The organism is Yersinia enterocolitica subsp. enterocolitica (assembly GCF_901472495.1).
Lineage (GTDB): Bacteria > Pseudomonadota > Gammaproteobacteria > Enterobacterales > Enterobacteriaceae > Yersinia > Yersinia enterocolitica.
This window is the reverse complement of the sequence record NZ_LR590469.1, coordinates 2,749,271-2,772,724: the sequence shown is the minus strand read 5'-3', so window position 1 is coordinate 2,772,724 and position 23,454 is coordinate 2,749,271. Positions and strand designations below refer to the sequence as shown.

Below are 23,454 nucleotides of genomic sequence, written 5' to 3'. Positions count from 1 at the left end.
AAATGATTAGTTACTCTTCTTTTGGCCTGAAGCTGCTGGCCCTTTATCTTGTAATTGAGACGGTAATAGCACGGTGGTAACACGTTTGCCTTTATCACTGAAGGCTTCCATCTGCTGTTTTTTCACCAGATACGTGATGCGATCACCTTTGATATTACTATCAAGCTGCTCCAGATAGGCATTACCGGTCAAGACGACAAAATCATTAGCGACTTCGTAACGCAGTTTCTGGCCGTGGCCTTTAACCGGTTTGCCGCTATCTTGCATCTGATAGAAAGTCACTGGATTACCAAAACCTTCGATGACCATTTTGCTCTGATCGCCGCCAGGGCGGGTCACCACGACTTTATCAGCCTTAATCTCAATGGTGCCTTGCTTGATAACCACATTGTCGGTAAAGGTGACGGTATTGGCACCCATATCCAATGCTTGTTTGACCGAGTCGACCAGCACGGGCTGATCAGTATCGCCAGTTAAAGCTAACGCGGGCAGGCTTGCGGCCAAAAGTGAGCTGGCAAGCAAAAAATGAAGAATTTTATTTTTGGATTTCATAAGAGGTTTTAACCTTTTCAATCAGCTCGGCGGTTTTATCCCGCAAATTGCCACGCATTTTCATGCCGTTAGATGTAAATCCAACACCAAAGAGGGTAACTTCATCATCGGAGGATACATCCTGAGTGATCAAATTAACCTGGGCGTTATCAGTTTTAATTTTTTGTAGCTGTGCGTCAGGGGTTAGGCTATCAACCTCAACATGACCGTACAAATAAAGCATTTTATCATCGGTCAGCTTGGCGCGATCTGCTCGTACTGTCCAGGTGGCGACAGCATTCTCATCAAACATCGTCATCACCGGCCTGGTAAACCAGGTCAGCTGTTGTGCGCTGAAGTTCTGAACCTCTTCTGCCACCAATTTATAATTCAGTTGCCCGACCGGATTAAAAACCACTGTCACCGTATGCTGGCTTTGTGATGAGGGTTCATTATCATCAATTGTAGCTTGTGTATCTTGTTGATTAAAACCGGAAATATTCCAGCCAATCAGGGCTAAAGCAATCAGTGCTAAGGATAAGGTTATCCATAGTCTTGTTTTACTCATATCGACAATCCTTTGGCACCTTCGAGTTTACCTTGGGCCAATAATATCAAATCACATAACTCGCGTACTGCACCGCGGCCGCCATTGATGCGTGTAACATAATGCGCCTTGGGAATGAGCAATGGATGGGCATCCGCCACCGCGACAGATAAACCGACTTGTGCCATCACCGGCCAATCAATCAGGTCATCGCCAATATAAGCAACTTGCTCAGGCAGACATTTTAAGGCGACTAATAACTCGTTATAGGCGACCAGCTTATCAGATTGCCCTTGATAAAGGTGGGTAATACCTAAAGTGTTGGCACGGTCTTCTAGCAATTTGGCATTACGGCCAGTAATAATAGCCACTTCGATACCGGAGGTTATCAGGCAGCGAATACCATAGCCATCCCGCACATTGAAAGCTTTCAGCTCTTCACCCTGATTGCCCATGTAAATCAGGCCATCTGACATGACGCCATCAACATCACAGATCAATAAGCGAATGTTGGCTGCACGTTCCATAACGCTGCTAGCCACCGGGCCATAGCATGTGTCCAGATATACAGTGCTATCCATAATTTACCTTTTATTAAACAACACCGGCTCTCAGCATGTCGTGCATATGCACCACACCCAGCAATTGGTCACCATCGGCGACTAACACCGCAGTAATATGACGCGACTCCATTAGGTTGAGTGCATCCACCGCCAACATGGTGGGACGAACTCGAATGCCACCGCTGGTCATCACATCGGCGATTTTCGCATTATTCAAATCAATACCCATATCAAATACCCGGCGCAAATCACCGTCCGTAAAGATACCTTTAATCATCATTAAGTCGTCACAGATTACGGTTAAACCCAGATTTTTCCGAGTAATTTCCAGTAATGCGTCGCGTAATGAGGCATCAGGGCTGACGTGAGGAATGTCGGCTCCGGTATGCATGATATCGCTGATTCGTAATAACAACTTGCGCCCCAGTGCGCCACCCGGATGGGAGAGCGCAAAGTCTTCTTGCGTAAAGCCCCGTGCCTGTAGCAAGGCTACGGCGAGCGCATCACCCATCACTAATGTCGCCGTGGTGCTGGTGGTCGGTGCTAATCCCAGCGGGCAGGCCTCTTGCGGCACTTTAATACACAAGTGAATATCAGCGGCTTTACCCATAGTGCTTTCAGGGTTGTTGCTCATGCAAATAAGCTGAATTTTCTGGCGCTTAAGTACGGGAATCAAAGCCAGAATCTCGTTGGACTCACCCGAGTTGGAGATGGCTAATACAATATCTTGCGGCGTGATCATCCCCAAGTCGCCATGACTGGCCTCGCCGGGATGAACAAAGAATGACGGAGTGCCGGTGCTGGCGAAAGTCGCGGCAATTTTGCAGCCGATATGGCCAGATTTACCCATCCCCATAACGACAACTTTGCCGTGGCAGTTAAATATTGCCTCGCAAGCTTGGGTAAAATCATCGTTAATATATTGATCAAGCTGTGCCAGCCCTTCGCGCTCAATTTGTAGAACTTGTTTACCCGCCTGTTGGAAATCTACCCTTGGCTGTAAATCCATACTCGGCTGTAAATCAGAAGAAGACATACTGGGTTCCTGTATGCGGCATTGTTTATGTTATGCGGCACTAAAGGGAGCAAAAAGTAGCACCGCCAGGTAGGCAATAAACCCACATAATAACAGAGCGCCCGCCATATGGCCGATTCGATGTTTACGCCCCAGACAAAGTACAGTGAATATCACACTGACACCGAGCATGACCCAATAATCTCGCTGGAACGCTTCGGGGTTGATATCACCAGGGGACAGTAATGCGGGTACGCCTAATACAATAACGATATTAAAAATATTTGAGCCGATGATATTACCAACCGCCATATCATCTTCACCTTTCAATGCACCCGCGATGAACGTCGCTAATTCAGGTAAACTGGTACCAATGGCAATAACAGTCAGCCCGATGACCAGTTCGCTGACTCCTGCGACTCTGGCGATAACAGTGGCATTGTCGATAATCATTTGGGCTGACAGCGGCAAAATAATGAAGGCCAGCACCAGCCACAATAATGCAACGGTATTACTGCTGTCTTGCGGCAACTCAGCTAATTGTTCACGAGTGAAAATATCATTTCCTTGCGAATGGGCCAGACGGGCAATTTTTAGCATCAGGACAATAAACGCGGCGGCGGCCAAAAGCAAAATAACGCCATCGCCACGGCTAAGATGGTTATCTGCTAGCAAGAAACCACACAATACCGTCACGACTAACATCAAGGGTAACTCGCGACGTAAAATTTCTGAGCGCACTGTCAGTGGGCGTATCAGGGCGGCACCACCCACAATCAGCAAAAGATTGGTAATATTAGAACCCAGCACATTGCCAACGGCCATATCCGTTTGGTTATTCAGCGCCGCAGTGACGGACACAATCAGTTCCGGCAGCGAGGTGCCAATGCCGACAATGGTTATCCCGATAATGAGTGGCGGGATACCGAAAGAACGTGCTAACACCGCTGCACCATAAACTAATCGGTCAGCACCGTACACTAATAGCACCAAGCCAATGATTAATAGTGTTATCGCAAGAAACATGCAGAGTCCTTTATTGGGTATACCCTGCATCCTTGAAGTTGCAGGGGTGTTAGCTACGCACACTCACCCGAATCACTTACTTATGTAAGCTCATCGGGATTTGTTCGCTTGCTGCCTACCTGCATCTCCAATGTCTTTGGGTATATAATCCCGAACCGTTGGTCGACGCTAGCTGTCGGTAAATGTGAATCGATAGGCAACACTGACTAAAAATACATTTTTATGCTCTTTTTAGGTTACCCCCTAATTTTGACTGTGAGAGCCAGAAAAGTAAAACTTATGGCAACTTTGGCTACGAAAAAGCGTTAATAAATTGTCAGAATACTTCTCAATTGCGCTCGTTATCGCTATTTGCTGTAACATTGGCGCTAGATGAGTCATAAAAGGCCTAAGGGACGAATGATAATGAACCAACTGGCGTCGAATTTGATAGAGATCCGCGGGATGAGTTTTACCCGTGGTGAGCGTCCGATATTCGCCGATATCAACATGACGGTCCCGCGCGGCAAAGTCACGGCGATTATGGGGCCTTCTGGGATTGGTAAAACCACGCTGCTGCGCCTGATTGGTGGGCAACTTGCGCCAGATACCGGTGAAATCTGGTTTGATGGTGATAATATTCCGACGCTTTCGCGTCAGCGTTTGTATGATGTGCGCAAGAAAATGAGCATGTTGTTTCAATCGGGGGCATTATTCACCGATTTAACGGTATTTGAGAATGTGGCTTTCCCATTACGAGAACATAGCCGTTTACCCGAAGAGTTGCTACATAGCACGGTGATGATGAAGTTAGAAGCCGTGGGTTTGCGTGGTGCGGCTAACTTAATGCCCGCCGAGCTTTCAGGCGGTATGGCCCGCCGTGCGGCATTGGCGCGGGCGATTGCTCTTGATCCAGAATTGATTATGTTTGATGAGCCTTTTGTCGGTCAGGACCCTATCACCATGGGCGTGCTGGTAAAACTGATTGATGAGCTGAATCATGCGTTAGGCGTCACCTGTGTGGTGGTTTCCCACGATGTACCGGAAGTGCTGAGTATTGCTGATTATGCTTATATCGTGGCGGATCAGCATGTGATTGCTGAAGGAACACCTGAGCAGTTACAAGCCAATGACGATATGCGGGTGCGTCAGTTTCTCGATGGTATTGCCGACGGGCCGGTGCCGTTCCGTTTCCCGGCGGGTGATTATAAAACTGAGCTGTTGGGCTAATAGATGGAGTATTCATGTTAGTACAGGCTTTGGCGTCTTTAGGTCGCCGGGGTATTAATGTCTGCGCATCTTTTGGCCGCGCAGGTTTAATGCTATTTAATGCACTGGTTGGCCGGCCTGAACCGCGAAAACAGTGGCCATTATTGGTCAAGCAGCTGTATAGCGTTGGGGTGCAATCCTTACTGATTATTGTGGTTTCCGGTCTGTTTATCGGTATGGTTTTGGGCTTGCAGGGCTTTTTGATCCTCACTACTTACAGTGCGGAAGCCAGCCTCGGGATGATGGTGTCTTTATCATTATTGCGGGAATTGGGGCCAGTAGTGACGGCATTGCTGTTTGCTGGCCGGGCCGGTTCAGCCCTGACGGCAGAAATTGGCTTGATGAAAGCCACAGAGCAGATTTCCAGTTTGGAAATGATGGCAATTGACCCTCTGCGGCGCGTGGTTGCTCCCCGGTTCTGGGCGGGGCTTATCAGCATGCCATTATTGACGGCTATCTTTGTCGCTGTGGGCATTTGGGGCGGCTCTGTGGTCGGTGTCGATTGGAAGGGGATTGACGGCGGTTTCTTCTGGTCAGCGATGCAAAGTGCCGTCGAGTGGCGCACAGATTTACTGAATTGCCTGATTAAAAGCTTGGTATTTGCTATTACCGTGACGTGGATTGCGCTATTCAATGGTTATGATGCTGTCCCAACATCTGAAGGGATTAGCCGGGCAACGACCCGTACTGTGGTGCATTCGTCACTGGCAGTATTGGGATTAGATTTTGTGCTGACAGCACTGATGTTTGGGAACTGAGTCGATGCAAACGAAGAAAAGTGAAGTCTGGGTAGGGGCGTTTATACTGATTGCTATTCTGGCGGTCGTGTTTCTCTGCTTAAAAGTGGCCGATATCAAAGCTGTGGGCAATCAGCCGACTTACCGGATTTATGCCAATTTTGACAATATTGGTGGCCTGAAAAACAATTCCCCAGTCAAAATTGGTGGTGTGGTGGTAGGGCGGGTCGCTGAGATAACACTGGATACCCAAAATTACAGCCCACGTGTGGCGATGGATATCCAGCAGCGCTATAACCATATTCCGGACACCAGCTCCCTGGCAGTACGCACTTCAGGTTTATTGGGTGAACAGTTCCTGGCACTCAATGTCGGCTTTGAAGACCCCGATATGGGCACCGGTATTTTGAAAGATGGTGGCGTTATTCAAGACACCAAATCTGCTCTGGTTCTGGAAGACCTTATCGGCCAGTTCTTGTACAAGAGTGGCGGTGATGGTAATTCTGGTACGCCAGCCAGTGAGCCAGCAGCGGCATCAGCACCTGCGGCAGCAAATGGCGGCTTACCTGCAACCCAACATCCTTAAGAGGGTATCTGAATGTTTAAACGTTTACTTATGGTCGCATTGTTGGTGGTCGCCCCACTGGCGAATGCTGTCGATCAGACCAACCCATACCGTCTGATGGATGAAGCCGCGCAAAGAACCTTTACGCGCCTGAAAACTGAACAAGCGAAAATTAAACAGAATCCAGACTATTTGCGCACCATCGTACGTGAAGAGTTATTGCCATTCGTCCAGATTAAATATGCCGGTGCATTAGTGCTGGGCAGCTATTACAAAGCCGCCACGCCCGCACAGCGAGAGGCATATTTCAATGCATTCAGCCAATATCTGGAACAGGCATATGGCCAGGCCCTGGCGTTATATCACGGCCAAACTTACGATGTTGCACCAGACCAACCGCTGGGTGATGCCAATATCGTTGCCATTCGCGTAACCATCCTTGATCCTAATGGCCGTCCGCCAGTGCGTTTAGATTTCCAGTGGCGTAAAAACAGCCAAACTGGCTACTGGCAGGCGTATGACATGATAGCCGAAGGGGTTAGCATGATCAGTACCAAGCAAAATGAGTGGGCTTCTATCTTGCGTCAGAAAGGTGTGGATGGTTTGACTCAACAATTGCTGATTGCCGCGAAACAGCCGATAACCCTGGATAAACAGTGATTATGGCAGATGAGCTGAATTGGCAGTCGCAGCAGGAAACGCTGGTACTGCAAGGTGAATTGGATCGCGAAACGCTGTTACCTCTGTGGCAACAGCGTGAAGCACTGTTGGCCGATAAGACGCGTATTGATGTGAGCCAATTACGGCGTGTTGACTCATCTGGTCTGGCGCTGCTGGTTCACTTTCGTGAACTGCGCAACAAACAAGGGGGCTCCCTGGCGATTATCGGTGTCAGTGATCGGCTATCTACCTTGATTGAACTGTACAATCTGCGTGACGTCATCCCAGTAGAAACAGTTATCCCAGTAGAAGCAAACAACGCATAGCAAGTGGCATTAAGTTAGCGCTATTTTGTGTCGTTTACTCCCAAAGCAAATAACTAAAGTTTTCAAGCCTCTGTGTGCAATAGCAAAACAGGGGCTTTTCTTTAGTTTCAGAGAAAGCCGTATTCCACTAATATGTTGAGCTGGCTATGCTCCTTATAAAATAGAATGAATCTTATGGATACTAACGAAATTAAAGACGTGCTGATGCGAGCATTGGCATTACAAGAAGCACATGTTACCGGTGACGGCAGCCACTTTCAGGTGATTGCTGTGGGTGAGTTATTTGCCGATATGAGCCGGGTGAAAAAACAGCAGGCTGTGTATGCGCCTTTGATGGAATATATCGCTGATAACCGTATTCATGCCTTATCGATTAAGGCTTATACGCCACAAGAGTGGCAGCGGGATCGCAAACTAAACGGCTTTTAATGCTACTGGCTTCAAAACTGCCTACAGTCTGGCCGGCAGTTTTGTAAGCGGGCAGTGAATTCGAATTTGCTGATCAGTATTTTGACAACAACCAGTATTTTGACAACAAAGAGTGGTCACAATGGATAAGTTTCGTGTGCAGGGGCGGACTCGCCTAAGCGGTGAAGTCACCATTTCCGGAGCGAAAAACGCGGCATTACCGATATTGTTTGCTGCGTTATTGGCGGAAGACCCGGTCGAGTTGCAAAATGTCCCAAAGCTAAAAGACATTGATACCACCATTAAGTTGCTAAGCCAATTAGGCGTTAAAATTGAGCGTGATGCTGCTTCCGGCTCTGTTTTTGTTGATGCTAGTGGTGTGGATGAGTTCTGCGCACCGTACGATTTGGTTAAGACCATGCGTGCTTCTATTTGGGCATTGGGGCCACTGGTTGCGCGCTTTGGTAAAGGGCAAGTCTCATTACCGGGAGGTTGTGCTATCGGTGCGCGTCCGGTCGATTTGCATATTACCGGTTTGGAACAGCTGAGCGCTGAAATCAAGCTGGAAGAAGGTTACGTTAAAGCCTCCGTCAATGGTCGTCTGAAAGCCGCACATATCGTAATGGATAAAGTCAGCGTTGGCGCAACCGTGACCATTATGAGCGCTGCAACCTTGGCGGAAGGCACCACTGTCATTGAAAACGCTGCTCGCGAGCCAGAAATTGTCGATACAGCAAATTTCTTGAATACGCTGGGTGCTAAAATTACTGGTGCAGGTACTGACCGCATTACCATCGAAGGCGTTGCTCGCTTGGGTGGCGGTGTGTATCGAGTGCTGCCAGACCGTATTGAAACCGGGACTTTCCTGGTTGCGGCTGCTATCTCTGGCGGCAAAGTGGTTTGTCGTCAGACTCGCCCTGATACGCTGGATGCCGTACTGGCTAAACTGCGCGAAGCAGGTGCTGATATTGAAGTCGGCGACGACTGGATAAGCCTGGATATGCATGGCAAACGCCCTAAAGCGGTTACTTTGCGAACGGCTCCGCACCCAGGTTTTCCAACAGATATGCAGGCTCAGTTCAGCTTATTGAATTTAGTGGCTGAAGGGACGGGTGTCATCACCGAAACGATTTTCGAAAACCGTTTTATGCATGTGCCAGAACTGATTCGTATGGGCGCACATGCAGAAATCGAGAGCAATACTGTGATTTGCTATGGTGTTGAGCAACTGTCTGGTGCTCAGGTCATGGCCACCGATTTGCGTGCTTCTGCTAGTTTAGTTCTAGCTGGTTGTATTGCTGACGGGGTAACGATTGTTGACCGTATTTATCATATCGACCGTGGTTATGAAGGTATCGAAGATAAATTGCGTGCGTTAGGCGCTAAAATCGAACGTGTAAAAGGCGAATAAGCCTTTTCTGACCGCGTCATAAAAAATGCCAGCCGATGATATCGAGCTGGCATTTTTTTTAGCCATACATAACAGAATTTATGGCGCAGGTTGCTGGCTAAGAACTTCGTTTTGATCCAATTCGGTGATGGTGATTTGTGCCGTGATTTGTTGGCCATTGCGTAATAATAAAACCGGAATGGTGGTTCCAGGGCGAATCTCTGCCACCTGATCCATTGTTTCTATTACGGATGTTGCAGGCTTATTATTTACGCTAAGAATAATATCACCCACTTGTAAGTTGGCATTAGCCGCCGGGCCACTTGGCGATATCTTGTTCACTTTAATGCCGTGGATTCGCTCGCCGCTATTGCCACTGGCATTGAATGGCGGATATTCCTCGCCAGTAATCCCAATATAGCCGCGAATAACTCGTCCATCACGAATCAGTTTTTCCATCACTTTGGTGGCGAGCGCTGTCGGGATGGCAAAGCCAATCCCTTCTGGGGTTTCGCCATTGCTGCTTTTATCAAAGGACAGGGTGTTAATCCCCATCAACTCACCCAGCGTATTGACCAACGCACCGCCGGAGTTACCCTGGTTGATTGAGGCATCAGTCTGAAGGAAGTTTTGCCGCCCAGAATCGCTTAAACCAATACGCCCAGTGGCACTGATAATCCCTTGTGTGACTGTTTGACCGAGATTATAGGGGTTACCGATTGCCAGCACGACGTCACCAATGTGTGGCGCACGATTAATATTAATGGGAATCACAGGCAGGTTTACGGCATCAATTTTCAAAACGGCTAAATCAGTCAGATTATCGGAACCGACCAGCAATGCTTCAGATATACGGCCATTTTGTAATGCGACAATGATTTGTTCAGCATTATTGATAACGTGTTTATTGGTAAGGATATAACCCTTGTCACTCATGATGACGCCAGAACCTAGAGTGCGAATGGCTAATCCATCCTGAGTGGGGCTTAGGCTACGGTTATAAACATTAACAACGGCAGGTGCAGCTCTGCGCACTGCCTGGTTATAACTGGCAGGAACCTCTTCATCTACGCTATCACCATTGCCGGAAAAAAAGTGACCCGGACTACGGAGCATAGGCATTGCGACCAGCAAGATACCGGCAACAATTAGCCCCAAAATAATAGAACGCAATAGCTTAAGAAACATGAATTTTAAGGCATAAATGAATAGGTAACCGGAGAATAGCATGAGTTTGACGGACACAGCATTGTGCTGTGTCCGATTTTTCTGCAAATTAGCGGATTAATAGATAAATATTCTCTTCACCGCGCACAATATTCAGTGCAATAACAGCTGGTTTGGCTTCGATAGCTTTACGTAACTCAGCGATATCCTTAACTCGCACACGGTTTACAGCAATTATCACATCGTCTTTCTGCAAGCCAGACTGTGCTGCTGGAGAACCTTTCGTCACGTTTTCAACTTTAACCCCCTTGCTGCCACCTTTGATTTCACCATTGCTCAGCGATGCACCCTGCAACGATGGTGATAAGGTATCAGCACTGGTTGATGTTGGGCTGCTGTTCTCCAGTGTGACGGTGACTTCAAGTGGTTTACCATCACGCAATAAGCCTACTTTAATGGCTTTACCTGGGCCGGTAGTCCCTACTTTTGCGCGTAACTCAGCAAAGCTGCTGATAGGTTTGCCGTCCACAGAAACCAACACGTCGCCCGCTTTTATACCCGCTTTAGACGCTGCGGATTTTGGCATGACTTCACTGACAAAAGCACCGCGCTGAGCATCAATGTTAAAGGCTTTTGCCATGTCAGCGGTCATTTCACTACCACGAATACCCAGCAGGCCGCGCTTCACTTCGCCAAACTCAATCAGCTGCTGGCTGAGGTTTTGCGCCATGTTGCTTGGGATAGCGAAACCGATACCAATGTTACCGCCGCCTGGAGCCAAAATGGCGGTGTTAATCCCAATCAATTCGCCGTTTAGGTTAACCAGCGCGCCGCCCGAGTTACCGCGGTTGATAGAGGCATCAGTCTGAATAAAGTTTTCTAACCCTTCCAGATTCAAACCACTGCGACCCAGTGCGGAAATAATACCCGAAGTCGCAGTTTGCCCCAGACCAAATGGGTTGCCCACGGCGACTGCAAAGTCACCGACTCGCAGGTTGTCAGAATCTGCGATTTTAATGGCGGTCAGATTTTTGGCATCGGTTAGTTGTAATAAAGCGATATCAGTTTGTTCGTCACGGCCCAGCAGTTTGGCATCATATTCACGGCCATCATTGAGCTGAATGCGAATTTTATCTGCGTTATTAATAACGTGGTTATTGGTTAATATATAACCTTTTTCCGCGTTAATGATGACACCAGATCCTAAGCCTTCAAATGGGCGATTGCTCTCTTTGCCGGTTGGCGCATTGGGGCCAAAGAAGAATTTGAACTCTTCTGGCAAGCGCTGCTGCTGTGCCTGAGTGCCAGAAACGTGAACGCTGACGACCGCTGGCAACACCTTTTCTAACATAGGGGCCAGGCTTGGGACTGATTGCCCTGCGACGGCTGCAGGAAGAGCTGCTGCGTTCACCATAGGAACAGATGCGAGACCTAAGCCGACACTCATTGCCAACGCACTAAGAAATAATGACTTTTTCTTCATTGATTTAAACTCTCTCAATACCTAACGGTGAATGAATAGGGGTGATGGCTGCTACAGGTCCGTTGTAAATTCAGACTCTGAATTAGCTAAAAAATTCACTTATTTCAAAAGGCTACTGCTGTTCTAAAAATAAGCACCCTAAGATGTCACTTGATATAGGGGTTAGGATAAAGCAATTCAAGAAGAGGTAAGTATAGAAGTGTAAATGTGCTGACTACGGCAGTATGAGGAACACCCCACCGTAGTCAGTATGATAGCTAAGCGCGTGCTTAATCGCGGGTCTGATGCTCCGGGCGTAATAACCCCGATGCGCCTTCAGAGTAATCGCGAGGTGGCATTTTGACCGGTGCCTGATCATTATCAGCTTCAGATTCTGTCAGACGGTAGCGGAACGGATTATCTTGCATTGGCAAGTCCGGCAATAAGTTATTGGAGCTTTTCGCCATATGCTGATAAAGCTGGCGATAGTCGCGAGCCATGTTATCAAGCAATTCGGCACTGCGGGCAAAATGCCCAACCAGTTCCTGACGGTATTCTTCCAGATCTGTTTTGCTCTTCTCCAGCTCATTTTGCAGCACTTGCTGCTGACGCAATTTACGGTTGCCAAAGCGCATAGCCACCGCGCCAATCACAATACCAACAACCAACCCAATAAGCGCATACTCCCAGGTCATGATGACTCCTTTTTTGACTTCATTGTTCAGCAGGGCTTTTTCACTTAATAATACCCACTATAACCGTTAACCTTGTCTGAGTGGAATCCTGATGCAACTTTGCCTATGGTTATCAGGTTTTTTCCGCAGTGACCGAGTCGGTAAATGCTGCGATTGCCCGATAAATCAGCAAGAAAGTACCGTAAAAAGTAGATAATTATTTTATCAGGGATTATTGATAAACATGCAACCGAGTTCACCTATAGCACTTTACCAGCAGGCAATTGATGCCGGTGACTACCAACCAGACGACGTCCAACGGCGCACCGTAGCACGGCTGGATACCCTATATCGGGAACTGAATCAACACCACAGTACCCCTACGGTTAATAACAGGATACGAGGGCGTTTGGGGCGTTTACTGGGCCGCAGCGCACCCAAGACGCTAATACGTCCGGCTCAGGGCTTGTACATGTGGGGCGGCGTCGGGCGGGGCAAAACCTGGCTGATGGATATGTTTTTCCACAGTTTACCAGGTGATCGTAAGCTGCGTCTGCATTTTCACCGCTTTATGTTGCGAGTGCATCAAGAGCTAACCACATTGCAAGGCCATGAAAATCCATTAGAAATCATTGCTGATGGTTTCAAGGCGCAGACGGATGTGCTGTGTTTTGATGAATTTTTTGTGTCGGATATTACCGATGCCATGTTGCTGGCAACACTGCTGGAAGCACTGTTTGCGCGCGGCATCACTCTGGTTGCCACATCCAATATTCCACCGGATGACTTGTATCGCAACGGTTTACAACGAGCGCGTTTCATACCTGCCATCGAACTGATTAAACAATATTGTGATGTGATGAATGTCGATGCCGGTATTGACTATCGTTTGCGTACATTGACTCAGGCAAACCTGTATTTGACGCCGCTCAATCCACAAACCGAGCAGGCGATGGCAGACATTTTTGTCAAACTTGCGGGTAAACAGGGCGAAAAAGCACCTGTTCTAGAGGTCAATCACCGGCCTTTGCCTGCCATCTGCTCGGGGCAAGGCGTGCTGGCAGTGGACTTCCACACATTATGTGAAGAGGCGCGCAGCCAACTTGATTACATCGCGTTGTCTAAGCTTTATCACACCGTATTGCTGCATAATGTCCATAAAATGGCGACGCAAGATGAAAATACCGCTCGACGTTTTTTGGCATTAGTTGATGAGTTCTATGAGCGGCGGGTGAAATTGATCATTGCAGCGGAAGCATCAATGTTCGAAATTTATTGCGGTGAGCGGCTTAAATTTGAATATCAGCGTTGTTTATCACGGCTACAAGAGATGCAAAGTGAGGAATACCTCTCTTTACCGCACTTGCCGTAATCGCACTTGTGGTAAAAGCTATCTGCACCGCAGTTATTCACTTTTAACCCACTAAAATGCTATTCTGTGGTGGGCGATTATTCTTCGCCCTAACTTAACATGTTTAATTTATACCTTTCTCGCCAAAAACAGTTCGATCTTTGACGTCGACTTCTCTATAATCTTGCGACCCCACGTTACAACAAAGTTTTTTTCCCAGAACTTTGTATAGTGCCAGCATTGGCTATTCGAAGGGGTAGGTTTGCTGGACTGATGGTCGTGTGAGCCTCAACTGTTTTTGAACGTTTGGGTGTTCACCAACGTGTAACTTATTAATTGGGTAAGCTTTTATAATGAAAACTTTCACAGCTAAACCAGAAACTGTAAAACGCGACTGGTATGTTGTTGACGCGAATGGTAAGACCTTGGGTCGCCTCGCTACTGAACTGGCTAGTCGCTTACGCGGCAAGCATAAAGCGGAATACACCCCGCACGTTGATACTGGTGATTACATCATCGTTCTGAACGCAGAAAAAGTTGCCGTGACCGGTAACAAGCGTACAGACAAGATTTATTACCGTCACACCGGTCACATCGGTGGTATCAAACAAGCGACCTTTGAAGAGATGATTGCCCGCAGTCCTGAGCGTGTGATTGAAATCGCGGTTAAAGGCATGCTGCCGAAGGGTCCGCTGGGCCGTGCAATGTATCGTAAACTTAAAGTTTATGCAGGTACTGAGCACAATCATGCGGCACAGCAACCGCAAGTTCTGGACATTTAATCGGGATTATGGCAATGGCTGAAAATCAATACTACGGCACTGGTCGCCGCAAAAGTTCTGCTGCACGCGTTTTTCTTAAGCCGGGTAGCGGTAAAATCGTTATTAACCAACGTAGCCTCGAAGTTTACTTCGGTCGTGAAACTGCCCGTATGGTAGTGAATCAACCGCTGGAACTGGTAGACATGGTTACCAAGTTTGACATGTACATCACTGTTAAAGGTGGTGGTATTTCAGGTCAGGCTGGCGCTATCCGTCACGGTATCACCCGTGCACTGATGGAATATGACGAGTCTCTACGTGGTGAACTGCGTAAAGCTGGCTTCGTAACGCGTGATGCGCGTGAAGTTGAGCGTAAGAAAGTGGGTCTGCGTAAAGCACGTCGTCGTCCACAGTTCTCCAAGCGTTAATTTTTTGCCTTTATGGCAGCAGATTAATGGTAAAAACCCGGTGTCTCACCGGGTTTTTTTATTGATATAAAACAAAATAAATAGCTGAAAAACACACTTCCACCATTTTATTCATTATATTTTTACCGCTAAGCTGTTGTCTGATAGACAATTGTTGATGAAATCGCAGCAGCATCCCCACAAAACATGCAAAATCTGGTAAACTATCACCCACTTTTGTGCCTGTTCGGCGAACTGTTGGCGTCCGTGTATCTCCCTGGCTGAATTATTCTCTCGACCAAGGCTTATTTACGGCAGCAACTACCTTGATTGCGAACCGGCGGTAAAACGACTCAGGATAGCAACGTCACCGTGGGCTATTCGCATTGTTTTCTAGATAATCTTGGAGGTTTTCATGGCTGTCGCTGCCAACAAACGTTCGGTAATGACGCTGTTTTCCGGCCCGACCGACATTTTTAGCCATCAAGTACGTATCGTACTGGCGGAGAAAGGTGTCAGTGTTGAGATTGAGCAGGTTGAAGCTGATAATCTGCCGCAGGACCTGATTGACCTCAATCCTTACCGTACAGTTCCTACTTTGGTCGACCGCGAGCTGACTCTGTATGAATCCCGTATCATCATGGAATATTTGGATGAGCGTTTTCCTCACCCACCATTGATGCCGGTATACCCTGTTGCACGTGGTAGCAGCCGCTTGATGATGCACCGTATTGAGCATGACTGGTATTCCCTGCTGCACAAAATCGAGCAAGGTAATGCACAGGAAGCAGAAGCTGCACGTAAACAGTTGCGTGAAGAACTGCTGTCCATCGCTCCAGTATTTAATGAAGCACCTTACTTCATGAGCGAAGAATTCAGTCTGGTTGATTGCTACCTGGCTCCGTTGCTGTGGCGTTTGCCAGAATTAGGCATTGAATTCACCGGTGCGGGTTCTAAAGAGCTGAAAGGCTATATGACTCGAGTATTTGAGCGTGATGCATTCCTGGCTTCTCTGACTGAAGCTGAACGTGAAATGCGCCTGCAAACACGGGGTTAATTTTTATGGCGACGTCTGATATGTCTCCGCGCCGTCCTTACCTGTTGCGCGCATTCTATGAGTGGTTGATTGATAATCAACTGACTCCACATCTGGTCGTGGATGTCACCCAGCCGGGTGTCTCGGTGCCAATGGAGTTCGCCCGTGATGGGCAAATTGTATTGAATGTGGCGCCGCGTGCCGTGGCTAATCTGGAATTGGGTAATGAAGGCGTGAGTTTCAACGCCCGTTTTGGTGGTATTCCATGTGAAGTTACTGTCCCTATGGGGGCGGTGATGGCAATCTATGCGCGTGAAAATGGTTCTGGAACTATGTTTGAACCTGAAGAAGCTTACGATTCTGATGCAGATGGTAATTTTGTCGGCATGGAAGAGGAAGATGACGAGACTACACCGACAGAAAATTTGATGTTGGTAACGGATGATACTCAGGCGCCACAAGGTGATGGTGGCTCACCAGATGATGAACCGCCGCAACCGCCACGTAGTGGTGGTCGTCCAGCATTGCGTGTGGTTAAGTAGTCGCCTTCATTTCTTGAGCAAATAGACTGTTTTTTGGACAAACAATCAGGGCGGCTTTGGCCGCCCTGATTCGTACTGTTACCATTAAGATAACTTTCTCAATTCGGCCAGGCAGCTATCACGCTGGCTCATCATGTCACTATTTCTGATAGTTGACAGAGTATGAGTGGCGCGCTGTTGGAAACTGGCTTTTGCAGCACTGTCTTTAGCATCGGCTGGTGCAGTACAAATCTCTGATAATGTAAGTGTTTTACTGTCACTTACTGCTTTTAGTACTGCGGCTGGATTATAAATCAGCGCCGAAGAGAGGGCTGATTTTATTCCCGCAGTGAAACTCGCATTACCACCATTGGCCAGTTTAGGGGCCATAGCAATCCAGTTATCATCACCCAGCTTGATATTATTCTCGACCGCAGGTAATTGCCCCGCTTTTGCCAGTTCCGCCACCACAGCCCGAGCACCTCGAGCCTCAATATTATAGCCAACTTCTTGATAATTAAGTGACATTGCTAATGCACTGCCGCTGATAGCCAGCAAACCGCCAGCAATGAAAAGTAAGTGAGATTTCATAACAGATGATCCTTTCTTTAAAACAAGGCGTAACAATGTGTATAAGAAAATAGCTGTGTCGGGCCGGGAAGTGTTGGCCCATAAAGTATAAATAAATCTAAACTCGGCCCTTACTATAGCGCTTCATGGTCAAAATGCTGCAAATAAGGCGGGCTGAGATTGTTACAAAATCTTGAGTGAATGACGTTGCGCGCGAAAAAAACACAATAAAAAGGGCTGGATAACCAGCCCCTGATGTTTTTAGATGTATATGACAGGATTTTTGGTATCAGACTTCCAAATAATTCATAATACCTTCTGCTGCTTTGCGGCCTTCAGCAATGGCGGTCACGACTAAATCAGAGCCACGAACTATATCACCACCGGCAAAGATTTTTGGGTTGCTGGTCTGGAAAGCATTATCAGTGCGCTCTGGTGCCACAACACGGCCTTGTTTATCCAATGCTACGTCATGAGCGGCCAACCATTCCATGCTGTGCGGGCGGAAGCCAAACGCCATAACCACAGCATCTGCTGGCAGAACATGTTCTGAGCCTGGGATCTGCTCAGCCATGCGACGCCCCTGTGCATCTGGCGCACCCAGTTGGGTTCGAACCATCTTCACACCACAGACTTTGCCGTTACTGTTCACTTCGATGCTCAAAGGTTGCAGGTTGAATTTAAATTCAACCCCTTCCTCACGTGCGTTTTTCACTTCCCGCTTGGAACCCGGCATGTTGGCTTCATCACGGCGATAGGCACAAACTACGTCAGTTGCCCCTTGGCGAATGGAAGAACGTACACAGTCCATCGCAGTATCACCACCACCCAGCACCACGACACGTTTACCTTGCATATTGATATAAGGCTCGTGAGGTGCAGCGTCGTAACCCATCAGCTGCTTGGTATTGGCGATCAGGAATGGCAGCGCATCATATACTCCAGATGCATCTTCGTTTTCCAGGCCACCACGCATGGATTGGTAAGTACCCACACCGAGGAATACTGCGTCATACTCTTGCAACAGCACATCCATAGTGATGTCTTTGCCGACTTCGGTATTCAATTGGAATTCAATCCCCATCTCGGAAAAGATTTTGCGGCGCTTAATCATCACTTCTTTTTCCAGCTTAAAGGCCGGAATACCAAAGGTTAGCAAACCGCCAATCTCTGGATGACGGTCAAACACTACCGCTTGTACACCGTTACGCGCCAGTACATCGGCACAGGCCAGCCCGGCAGGGCCAGCGCCAATCACCGCCACACGTTTACCAGTCGGGTGAACATGAGACATATCAGGTTTCCAGCCCATCTCAATGGCTTTGTCACTGATATAGCGCTCGATGTTACCGATGGTCACCGCGCCGAACTCGTCATTCAGGGTACAAGACCCTTCACACAAGCGGTCTTGCGGGCATACGCGGCCACACACTTCTGGCAAGCTATTGGTTTGATGAGCAAGATCCGCAGCTTCCATAATTCGCCCTTCGTTGGCCAGTTTCAGCCAGTTAGGGATGTAGTTATGCACCGGGCATTTCCATTCGCAATAGGGGTTACCGCACGACAAACAGCGGTCTGCCTGGGCTTTAGCCTGTGTTTCCGAGAATGGCTCGTAAATCTCAACAAATTCAATTTTACGGATCTTCAGCGGCTTTTTCGGCGGATCTACGCGCTGTAGGTCGATAAACTGATAAACATTCTGACTCATTTCAACCCCTTACTGCGCTTGAACCCGCAGCTCAGCTGCGGAACGGCTACGGTGGCCCAACAGTGCTTTCACATCGCTGGATTTCGGTTTAACCAAAGCAAACTTGGTCACCCATTCCGGCCAGTTAGCCAGAATTTCTTCACCACGGCTAGAACCCGTCAACTGCACATGCTCAGTGATCAGGCCGCGCAGATGCTCTTCATGGATTGCCAATTGATCAACATCCAGAACTTCAACCAGCTCAGGGTTAACACGTTTACGGAATTCACCATCTTCATCAAGGACATAAGCGAAACCACCGGTCATACCTGCACCGAAGTTGATCCCGGTACGCCCCAGCACGCAAACAATCCCACCCGTCATATATTCACAACCGTTATCGCCGATACCTTCCACGACGGTAATCGCCCCGGAGTTACGTACCGCGAAACGCTCACCGGCACGACCAGCAGCGAACAACTTGCCGCCAGTGGCACCATATAGGCAAGTGTTGCCGACAATGCTGGCTTCGTGGCTGCGGAAATTGGAACCGACTGGAGGGCGCACCGCAATGCGGCCACCGGCCATGCCTTTACCGACATAGTCATTGGCATCGCCTGTTAGGGTCAGCTCAACGCCACCGGCATTCCACACCCCAAAGCTCTGACCGGCAGTACCGGAGAAGTAGGCTTTGATAGGATCGGTTGCCAGCCCCTGGTCGCCATGCTTGGTGGCAATCGCGCCGGATAACGCGGCACCCACGGAACGGTCGGTGTTGCGGATATCAAAGTAAAACGTCTTGCTCTGTTTAGCTTCAATATACGGCTCGGCTTGCGCCAACAACTCTTTGTTCAATAAGCCTTTATCGAACGGTGGATTATTTTCGGTGCAATACAGCGCTTTGCCTGGATGTGGCGTTGCTGTTTTCAGCATTGGCGACAGATCCAGTTTGTTTTGTTTGGCTGAGATGCCATCAAGTTCCAACAGCATGTCGGTACGGCCAATCAAATCAACCAGTTGGCTCACACCCAGCTCAGCCATGATTTCACGGGTTTCACGGGCAATAAACTGGAAGTAGTTCACCACACGTTCAGGCAAGCCGTGATAATGGTCGCGTCGCAATTTCTCATCTTGGGTCGCTACACCTGTTGCGCAGTTATTCAGGTGGCAAATACGTAAGTATTTACAACCCAGCGCCACCATAGGGCCAGTACCGAAACCGAAGCTTTCTGCCCCCAGAATCGCCGCTTTAACAATATCAACGCCAGTTTTCAGACCACCATCCACTTGCAGGCGGATTTTATGGCGCAGGCCGTTGGCAACCAGTGCCTGTTGGGTTTCCACCAGCCCCAGTTCCCACGGGCAACCCGCATATTTCACTGAGGACAGCGGACTGGCACCGGTACCACCGTCGTATCCTGCAATAGTAATCAGGTCGGCATAGGCTTTTGCCACACCGGTGGCAATGGTGCCAACACCGGGTTCAGAAACCAGTTTCACCGAAATCATTGCTTTCGGGTTGACCTGTTTCAAGTCGAAAATCAGCTGTGCCAAGTCTTCGATTGAATAAATATCATGGTGCGGTGGTGGGGAAATCAAGGTCACACCTGGCACGGAATAACGCAGTTTGGCGATATACGGCGTGACTTTATCACCCGGTAATTGGCCGCCTTCACCCGGTTTTGCACCTTGCGCTACTTTGATTTGGATAACATCAGCATTCACCAAATACGCCGGTGTGACACCGAAACGGCCTGATGCTACCTGCTTGATACGGGACACCTTATTGGTGCCGTAACGCGCGGGGTCTTCGCCGCCCTCACCGGAGTTGGAGAACCCGCCGAGGCTATTCATAGCGATGGCTAATGATTCATGGGCTTCCGGGCTGAGTGCGCCGATAGACATGGCGGCAGTATCAAAGCGCTTAAACAAAGATTCAGCCGGTTCAACCTGATCCACTGGGATCGGGGTGCCTTGCGGTTTGATGGCCAGCAGATCGCGCAATGTGGCGATCGGGCGCTCATTCACCAGTTTGGCGTAAATCTGATAATCACTGTATTCGCCGCTGTGCACCGCAGTTTGTAAGGTGCTGACCACATCCGGGTTATACGCATGGTATTCGCCGTTGTGGACAAACTTCAGTAATCCGCCCTGATCCAGTGGCTTGCGTTTCAGCCAGGCACGTTTGGACAGATTCTGTAAATCCTGTTGGAAATCACTGAAACTGGCTCCGCCGATGCGGCTAACCACGCCCTGGAAACACAGGTTGGTCAGGTCACGATGCAGGCCAACGGCTTCAAACAGTTTGGCGCAACGGTATGATGCCACGGTTGAAATGCCCATTTTGGACATGATTTTGTACAGCCCTTTATTGATACCGTTACGATAGTTCAGCATCACATCGCGATACTTCTTATCAATAGCTTGGGTATCAACCAATTTAGCCAGTGATTCATAAGCTAAATAAGGGTAAATCGCAGTAGCACCAAAACCGAGCAATACCGCGAAGTGATGTGGGTCGCGGGCGCTGGCGGTTTCAACAATAATGTTGGCATCGCAACGCAGGTTTTTTTCTACCAGGCGAGTCTGGATAGCACCCACTGCCATAGGAGCCGGAACCGGCAAGCGGTTAGGTGCAATGGCACGGTCTGATAGCACCAGCATTACGGCACCATCACGCACTTTGCGCTCAGCCTCTTCGCACAAGGCCAAAACCGCTTGTTCCAGATCAGTTTCTGCGGGGGCAAAGGTTAGATCCAGCCGATCAGCGCGGTAGTGTTCGCCTTCCAACGTGGTTAACTGCTGGAAGTCAGAGAACAGCAAGATCGGTGATTTAAAGCTCAGACGGTGCGCCTGACCTTCAGCTTCGCAGAACACGTTCATTTCACGGCCAATACTGGTCGCCAGCGACATCACGTGTGCTTCACGCAGCGGATCGATTGGCGGGTTAGTGACCTGCGCAAATTGCTGGCGGAAGTAATCGTAAATAATACGCGGGCCGCTGGAAAGCACGGCAAATGGGGTGTCATCACCCATTGAACCTGTCGCTTCCTGACCAATTTCACCCAGCACGCGGATGACTTGATCCAGCTCTTCGCTGCTGTAACCGAATTGCTTTTGATAGGTTTCGAGCTGTGAGTCATCTAACTGGCGGCTACCTACCTGATCTTCTGGCAGATCTTCAAACGGCACCAGGCGCTTAACGTTCTTCTCCATCCACTCTTTATACGGATGGCGGCTTTTCAGATCGTTATCTGTTTCGGCGGAATGCAAGATCTTGCCGCTGCGGGTGTCGATAACCATCAGTTCGCCGGGGCCAACACGGCCTTTCTCCACCACTTCATCGGGCTGGTAATCCCAGATACCGACTTCAGAAGCGCAGGTGATGAGTTTATCTTTGGTGATGACATAGCGCGCAGGGCGCAGGCCATTACGGTCAAGGTTACAGGCAGCATAGCGGCCATCTGACATCACAATCCCGGCCGGGCCATCCCAAGGCTCCATATGCATGGAGTTGAAGTCAAAGAAGGCGCGCAGGTCAGTATCCATATCCGGGTTGTTCTGCCAGGCCGGTGGCACTAACAGGCGCATAGCACGAATCAAGTCCATCCCGCCGCTGAGGAACAACTCCAGCATGTTATCCAGTGAACTGGAGTCCGAGCCGGTCTCATTGACGAAAGGGGCCGCATCCTGCAAATCGGGGATTAATGGCGTTTTGAATTTGTAAGCGCGTGCCCGCGCCCATTGGCGGTTACCGGCGATAGTGTTGATTTCGCCATTGTGCGCCAGATAGCGGAATGGCTGAGCCAGTGGCCAGCGTGGCACGGTGTTGGTTGAGAAGCGCTGATGGAACAGGCAGATAGCCGATTCCATGCGCAGATCAGCCAAATCAAGATAAAAACGCGGCAGATCCGCAGGCATACATAAGCCTTTATAGATCGTGACCAGGTTTGAGAAACTACACACGTAGAAATCTTTGTCGTTTGCAATGCGTTTCTCAATACGGCGACGTGCCACAAACAGGCGACGTTCCATATCACGTGGACGCCAGCCCGCAGGGGCGTTCACAAAAATTTGTTCAATCCGAGGCAGGGAGGAGAGGGCGATTTCACCAAGAACATCTGGGTTGGTCGGCACTTCACGCCAGCCGATAATCGACAGCGTTTCGTTTTGCAATTCTTCTTCTACAATGCGGCGGCTTGCCTTGGCGAGTTCTTCGTCCTGACTGAGAAACATCATGCCGACGGCATAGTTTTTGGCCAAACGCCATCCGCGTTCTTCTGCGACCATCCGGAAAAAACGATCCGGTTTTTGTAATAGCAGGCCACAGCCGTCGCCGGTTTTGCCATCAGCAAGTATCGCGCCACGGTGTTGCATGCGGGCCAGTGCGTGTATTGCGGTACGCACGACCTTATGGCTAGGTTCGCCTTCTATGTGGGCGATTAGGCCGAAACCACAGTTGTCCCTCTCAAGGGATTTATCGTACAACATATCAGTGAACCTCCCCAGGCTCTGCGAGACTCTCACAAACCGACTCCAGAAGGCCATCTCGACATCAGGCGGGCTGGGCTGACAGGCGCGTATTTCGCGGCAAATCTGCTTTTCCGCCCTCCGGCAATGGCCTCTTGTGACGGTTCTCACAAGTGGTATAAGACTTGTTTTAAGAGGGAGTCTTAAATTACTGCATAATTATGACTAGACGTTTGCCCGTCTAGAAAGCTTCCAGCGGACTTCCAACTTAGCGAGAAAGAATACTCAGGTCAAATATAGGCTTAAGAACTATCTTTAAGGTAATAAAGAGG

Annotated in this window: 23 protein-coding genes; 12 read left to right on the top strand and 11 right to left on the bottom strand. The window is 48.9% G+C overall.

Annotated elements, in window-relative coordinates:
• Positions 1–6 precede the first annotated feature (6 nt).
• Genes lptA through FGL26_RS13170 form a run of 5 tightly spaced genes read right to left on the bottom strand, consistent with a single transcriptional unit; the run spans position 7 to position 3,682 of the window.
• Complete coding sequence (gene lptA / locus FGL26_RS13190; protein ID WP_005162470.1) at positions 7–552, bottom strand: lipopolysaccharide ABC transporter substrate-binding protein LptA; 546 nt, start codon at positions 550–552, stop codon at positions 7–9.
• Positions 536–1,099, bottom strand: coding sequence for an LPS export ABC transporter periplasmic protein LptC (gene lptC, locus FGL26_RS13185; RefSeq protein ID WP_005174254.1), 564 nt, complete (start codon positions 1,097–1,099; stop codon positions 536–538). Before lptC ends, lptA begins: the two co-directional genes overlap by 17 nt.
• Complete coding sequence (kdsC, locus tag FGL26_RS13180) at positions 1,096–1,659, bottom strand: 3-deoxy-manno-octulosonate-8-phosphatase KdsC (protein ID WP_005174251.1); 564 nt, start codon at positions 1,657–1,659, stop codon at positions 1,096–1,098. Before kdsC ends, lptC begins: the two co-directional genes overlap by 4 nt.
• Before the next feature lie 13 nt (positions 1,660–1,672).
• Positions 1,673–2,677 (bottom strand): arabinose-5-phosphate isomerase KdsD, encoded by a 1,005-nt coding sequence (gene kdsD, locus FGL26_RS13175; protein ID WP_005174250.1) that lies wholly within the window; start codon positions 2,675–2,677, stop codon positions 1,673–1,675.
• Positions 2,678–2,707: 30 nt separating this feature from the next.
• Positions 2,708–3,682 carry a calcium/sodium antiporter gene (locus tag FGL26_RS13170; protein ID WP_005174248.1) on the bottom strand — a complete coding sequence of 325 codons (975 nt, stop codon included), beginning with the start codon at positions 3,680–3,682 and terminating at the stop codon, positions 2,708–2,710.
• Positions 3,683–4,087: 405 nt separating this feature from the next.
• On the opposite strand from FGL26_RS13170, the gene mlaF reads away from it, so the two are divergent.
• The 7 genes from mlaF to murA all read left to right on the top strand — a co-directional run bounded on the left by mlaF (position 4,088) and on the right by murA (position 9,037).
• Positions 4,088–4,891, top strand: a complete 804-nt coding sequence (gene mlaF / locus FGL26_RS13165) for a phospholipid ABC transporter ATP-binding protein MlaF (RefSeq protein WP_005162453.1) — start codon at positions 4,088–4,090, stop codon at positions 4,889–4,891.
• Positions 4,892–4,905: 14 nt separating this feature from the next.
• On the top strand, positions 4,906–5,688 hold the full coding sequence (mlaE, locus tag FGL26_RS13160) for a lipid asymmetry maintenance ABC transporter permease subunit MlaE (RefSeq protein ID WP_005174247.1): 783 nt from the start codon (positions 4,906–4,908) through the stop codon (positions 5,686–5,688).
• Positions 5,689–5,692: 4 nt separating this feature from the next.
• Positions 5,693–6,253, top strand: a complete 561-nt coding sequence (mlaD, locus tag FGL26_RS13155; protein ID WP_011817261.1) for an outer membrane lipid asymmetry maintenance protein MlaD — start codon at positions 5,693–5,695, stop codon at positions 6,251–6,253.
• Positions 6,254–6,265: 12 nt separating this feature from the next.
• Complete coding sequence (gene mlaC, locus FGL26_RS13150; protein ID WP_005174244.1) at positions 6,266–6,892, top strand: phospholipid-binding protein MlaC; 627 nt, start codon at positions 6,266–6,268, stop codon at positions 6,890–6,892.
• A gap of 2 nt (positions 6,893–6,894) precedes the next feature.
• Positions 6,895–7,218 (top strand): lipid asymmetry maintenance protein MlaB, encoded by a 324-nt coding sequence (gene mlaB / locus FGL26_RS13145; protein WP_032903113.1) that lies wholly within the window; start codon positions 6,895–6,897, stop codon positions 7,216–7,218.
• 174 nt (positions 7,219–7,392) lie between these two features.
• The gene (gene ibaG, locus FGL26_RS13140) at positions 7,393–7,647 is read left to right on the top strand and encodes a BolA family iron metabolism protein IbaG (RefSeq protein WP_005162441.1); all 255 of its coding nucleotides are present in this window, start codon (positions 7,393–7,395) and stop codon (positions 7,645–7,647) included.
• A gap of 121 nt (positions 7,648–7,768) precedes the next feature.
• Positions 7,769–9,037: a UDP-N-acetylglucosamine 1-carboxyvinyltransferase gene (murA, locus tag FGL26_RS13135; RefSeq protein ID WP_005162439.1), complete on the top strand. Its 1,269-nt coding sequence runs from the start codon at positions 7,769–7,771 to the stop codon at positions 9,035–9,037.
• A 78-nt stretch (positions 9,038–9,115) separates the two neighbouring features.
• On the opposite strand, the gene degS is transcribed toward murA, so the two are convergent.
• The 3 genes from degS to zapG form a co-directional block, all read right to left on the bottom strand.
• A complete protein-coding gene (gene degS / locus FGL26_RS13130) occupies positions 9,116–10,204 on the bottom strand; it encodes an outer membrane-stress sensor serine endopeptidase DegS (protein ID WP_005174240.1) in 1,089 nt (362 codons plus the stop codon).
• 88 nt (positions 10,205–10,292) lie between these two features.
• Positions 10,293–11,666 carry a serine endoprotease DegQ gene (gene degQ, locus FGL26_RS13125; protein WP_005174239.1) on the bottom strand — a complete coding sequence of 458 codons (1,374 nt, stop codon included), beginning with the start codon at positions 11,664–11,666 and terminating at the stop codon, positions 10,293–10,295.
• A 269-nt stretch (positions 11,667–11,935) separates the two neighbouring features.
• Complete coding sequence (gene zapG / locus FGL26_RS13120) at positions 11,936–12,340, bottom strand: Z-ring associated protein ZapG (protein ID WP_005162428.1); 405 nt, start codon at positions 12,338–12,340, stop codon at positions 11,936–11,938.
• Between the two features lie 223 nt (positions 12,341–12,563).
• Here zapG and zapE point away from each other — a divergent pair, with 223 nt between their 5' ends.
• The 5 genes from zapE to sspB all read left to right on the top strand — a co-directional run bounded on the left by zapE (position 12,564) and on the right by sspB (position 16,416).
• Positions 12,564–13,691 carry a cell division protein ZapE gene (zapE, locus tag FGL26_RS13115; protein ID WP_005174238.1) on the top strand — a complete coding sequence of 376 codons (1,128 nt, stop codon included), beginning with the start codon at positions 12,564–12,566 and terminating at the stop codon, positions 13,689–13,691.
• 332 nt (positions 13,692–14,023) lie between these two features.
• Positions 14,024–14,452: a 50S ribosomal protein L13 gene (gene rplM / locus FGL26_RS13110; RefSeq protein WP_004710905.1), complete on the top strand. Its 429-nt coding sequence runs from the start codon at positions 14,024–14,026 to the stop codon at positions 14,450–14,452.
• Positions 14,453–14,466: 14 nt separating this feature from the next.
• Complete coding sequence (rpsI, locus tag FGL26_RS13105) at positions 14,467–14,859, top strand: 30S ribosomal protein S9 (protein WP_005162424.1); 393 nt, start codon at positions 14,467–14,469, stop codon at positions 14,857–14,859.
• 394 nt (positions 14,860–15,253) lie between these two features.
• Complete coding sequence (sspA, locus tag FGL26_RS13100) at positions 15,254–15,895, top strand: stringent starvation protein SspA (protein ID WP_005162411.1); 642 nt, start codon at positions 15,254–15,256, stop codon at positions 15,893–15,895.
• Positions 15,896–15,900: 5 nt separating this feature from the next.
• Complete coding sequence (sspB, locus tag FGL26_RS13095; protein ID WP_005174237.1) at positions 15,901–16,416, top strand: ClpXP protease specificity-enhancing factor; 516 nt, start codon at positions 15,901–15,903, stop codon at positions 16,414–16,416.
• A gap of 84 nt (positions 16,417–16,500) precedes the next feature.
• On the opposite strand, the gene FGL26_RS13090 is transcribed toward sspB, so the two are convergent.
• The 3 genes from FGL26_RS13090 to gltB all read right to left on the bottom strand — a co-directional run bounded on the left by FGL26_RS13090 (position 16,501) and on the right by gltB (position 23,143).
• Complete coding sequence (locus FGL26_RS13090; protein WP_005174236.1) at positions 16,501–16,986, bottom strand: hypothetical protein; 486 nt, start codon at positions 16,984–16,986, stop codon at positions 16,501–16,503.
• A 268-nt stretch (positions 16,987–17,254) separates the two neighbouring features.
• Entirely contained in the window at positions 17,255–18,673 is a 1,419-nt protein-coding gene (locus tag FGL26_RS13085) for a glutamate synthase small subunit (protein WP_005174235.1), read from the bottom strand.
• A gap of 9 nt (positions 18,674–18,682) precedes the next feature.
• Complete coding sequence (gltB, locus tag FGL26_RS13080; protein WP_005174234.1) at positions 18,683–23,143, bottom strand: glutamate synthase large subunit; 4,461 nt, start codon at positions 23,141–23,143, stop codon at positions 18,683–18,685.
• Positions 23,144–23,454: the final 311 nt, after the last annotated feature.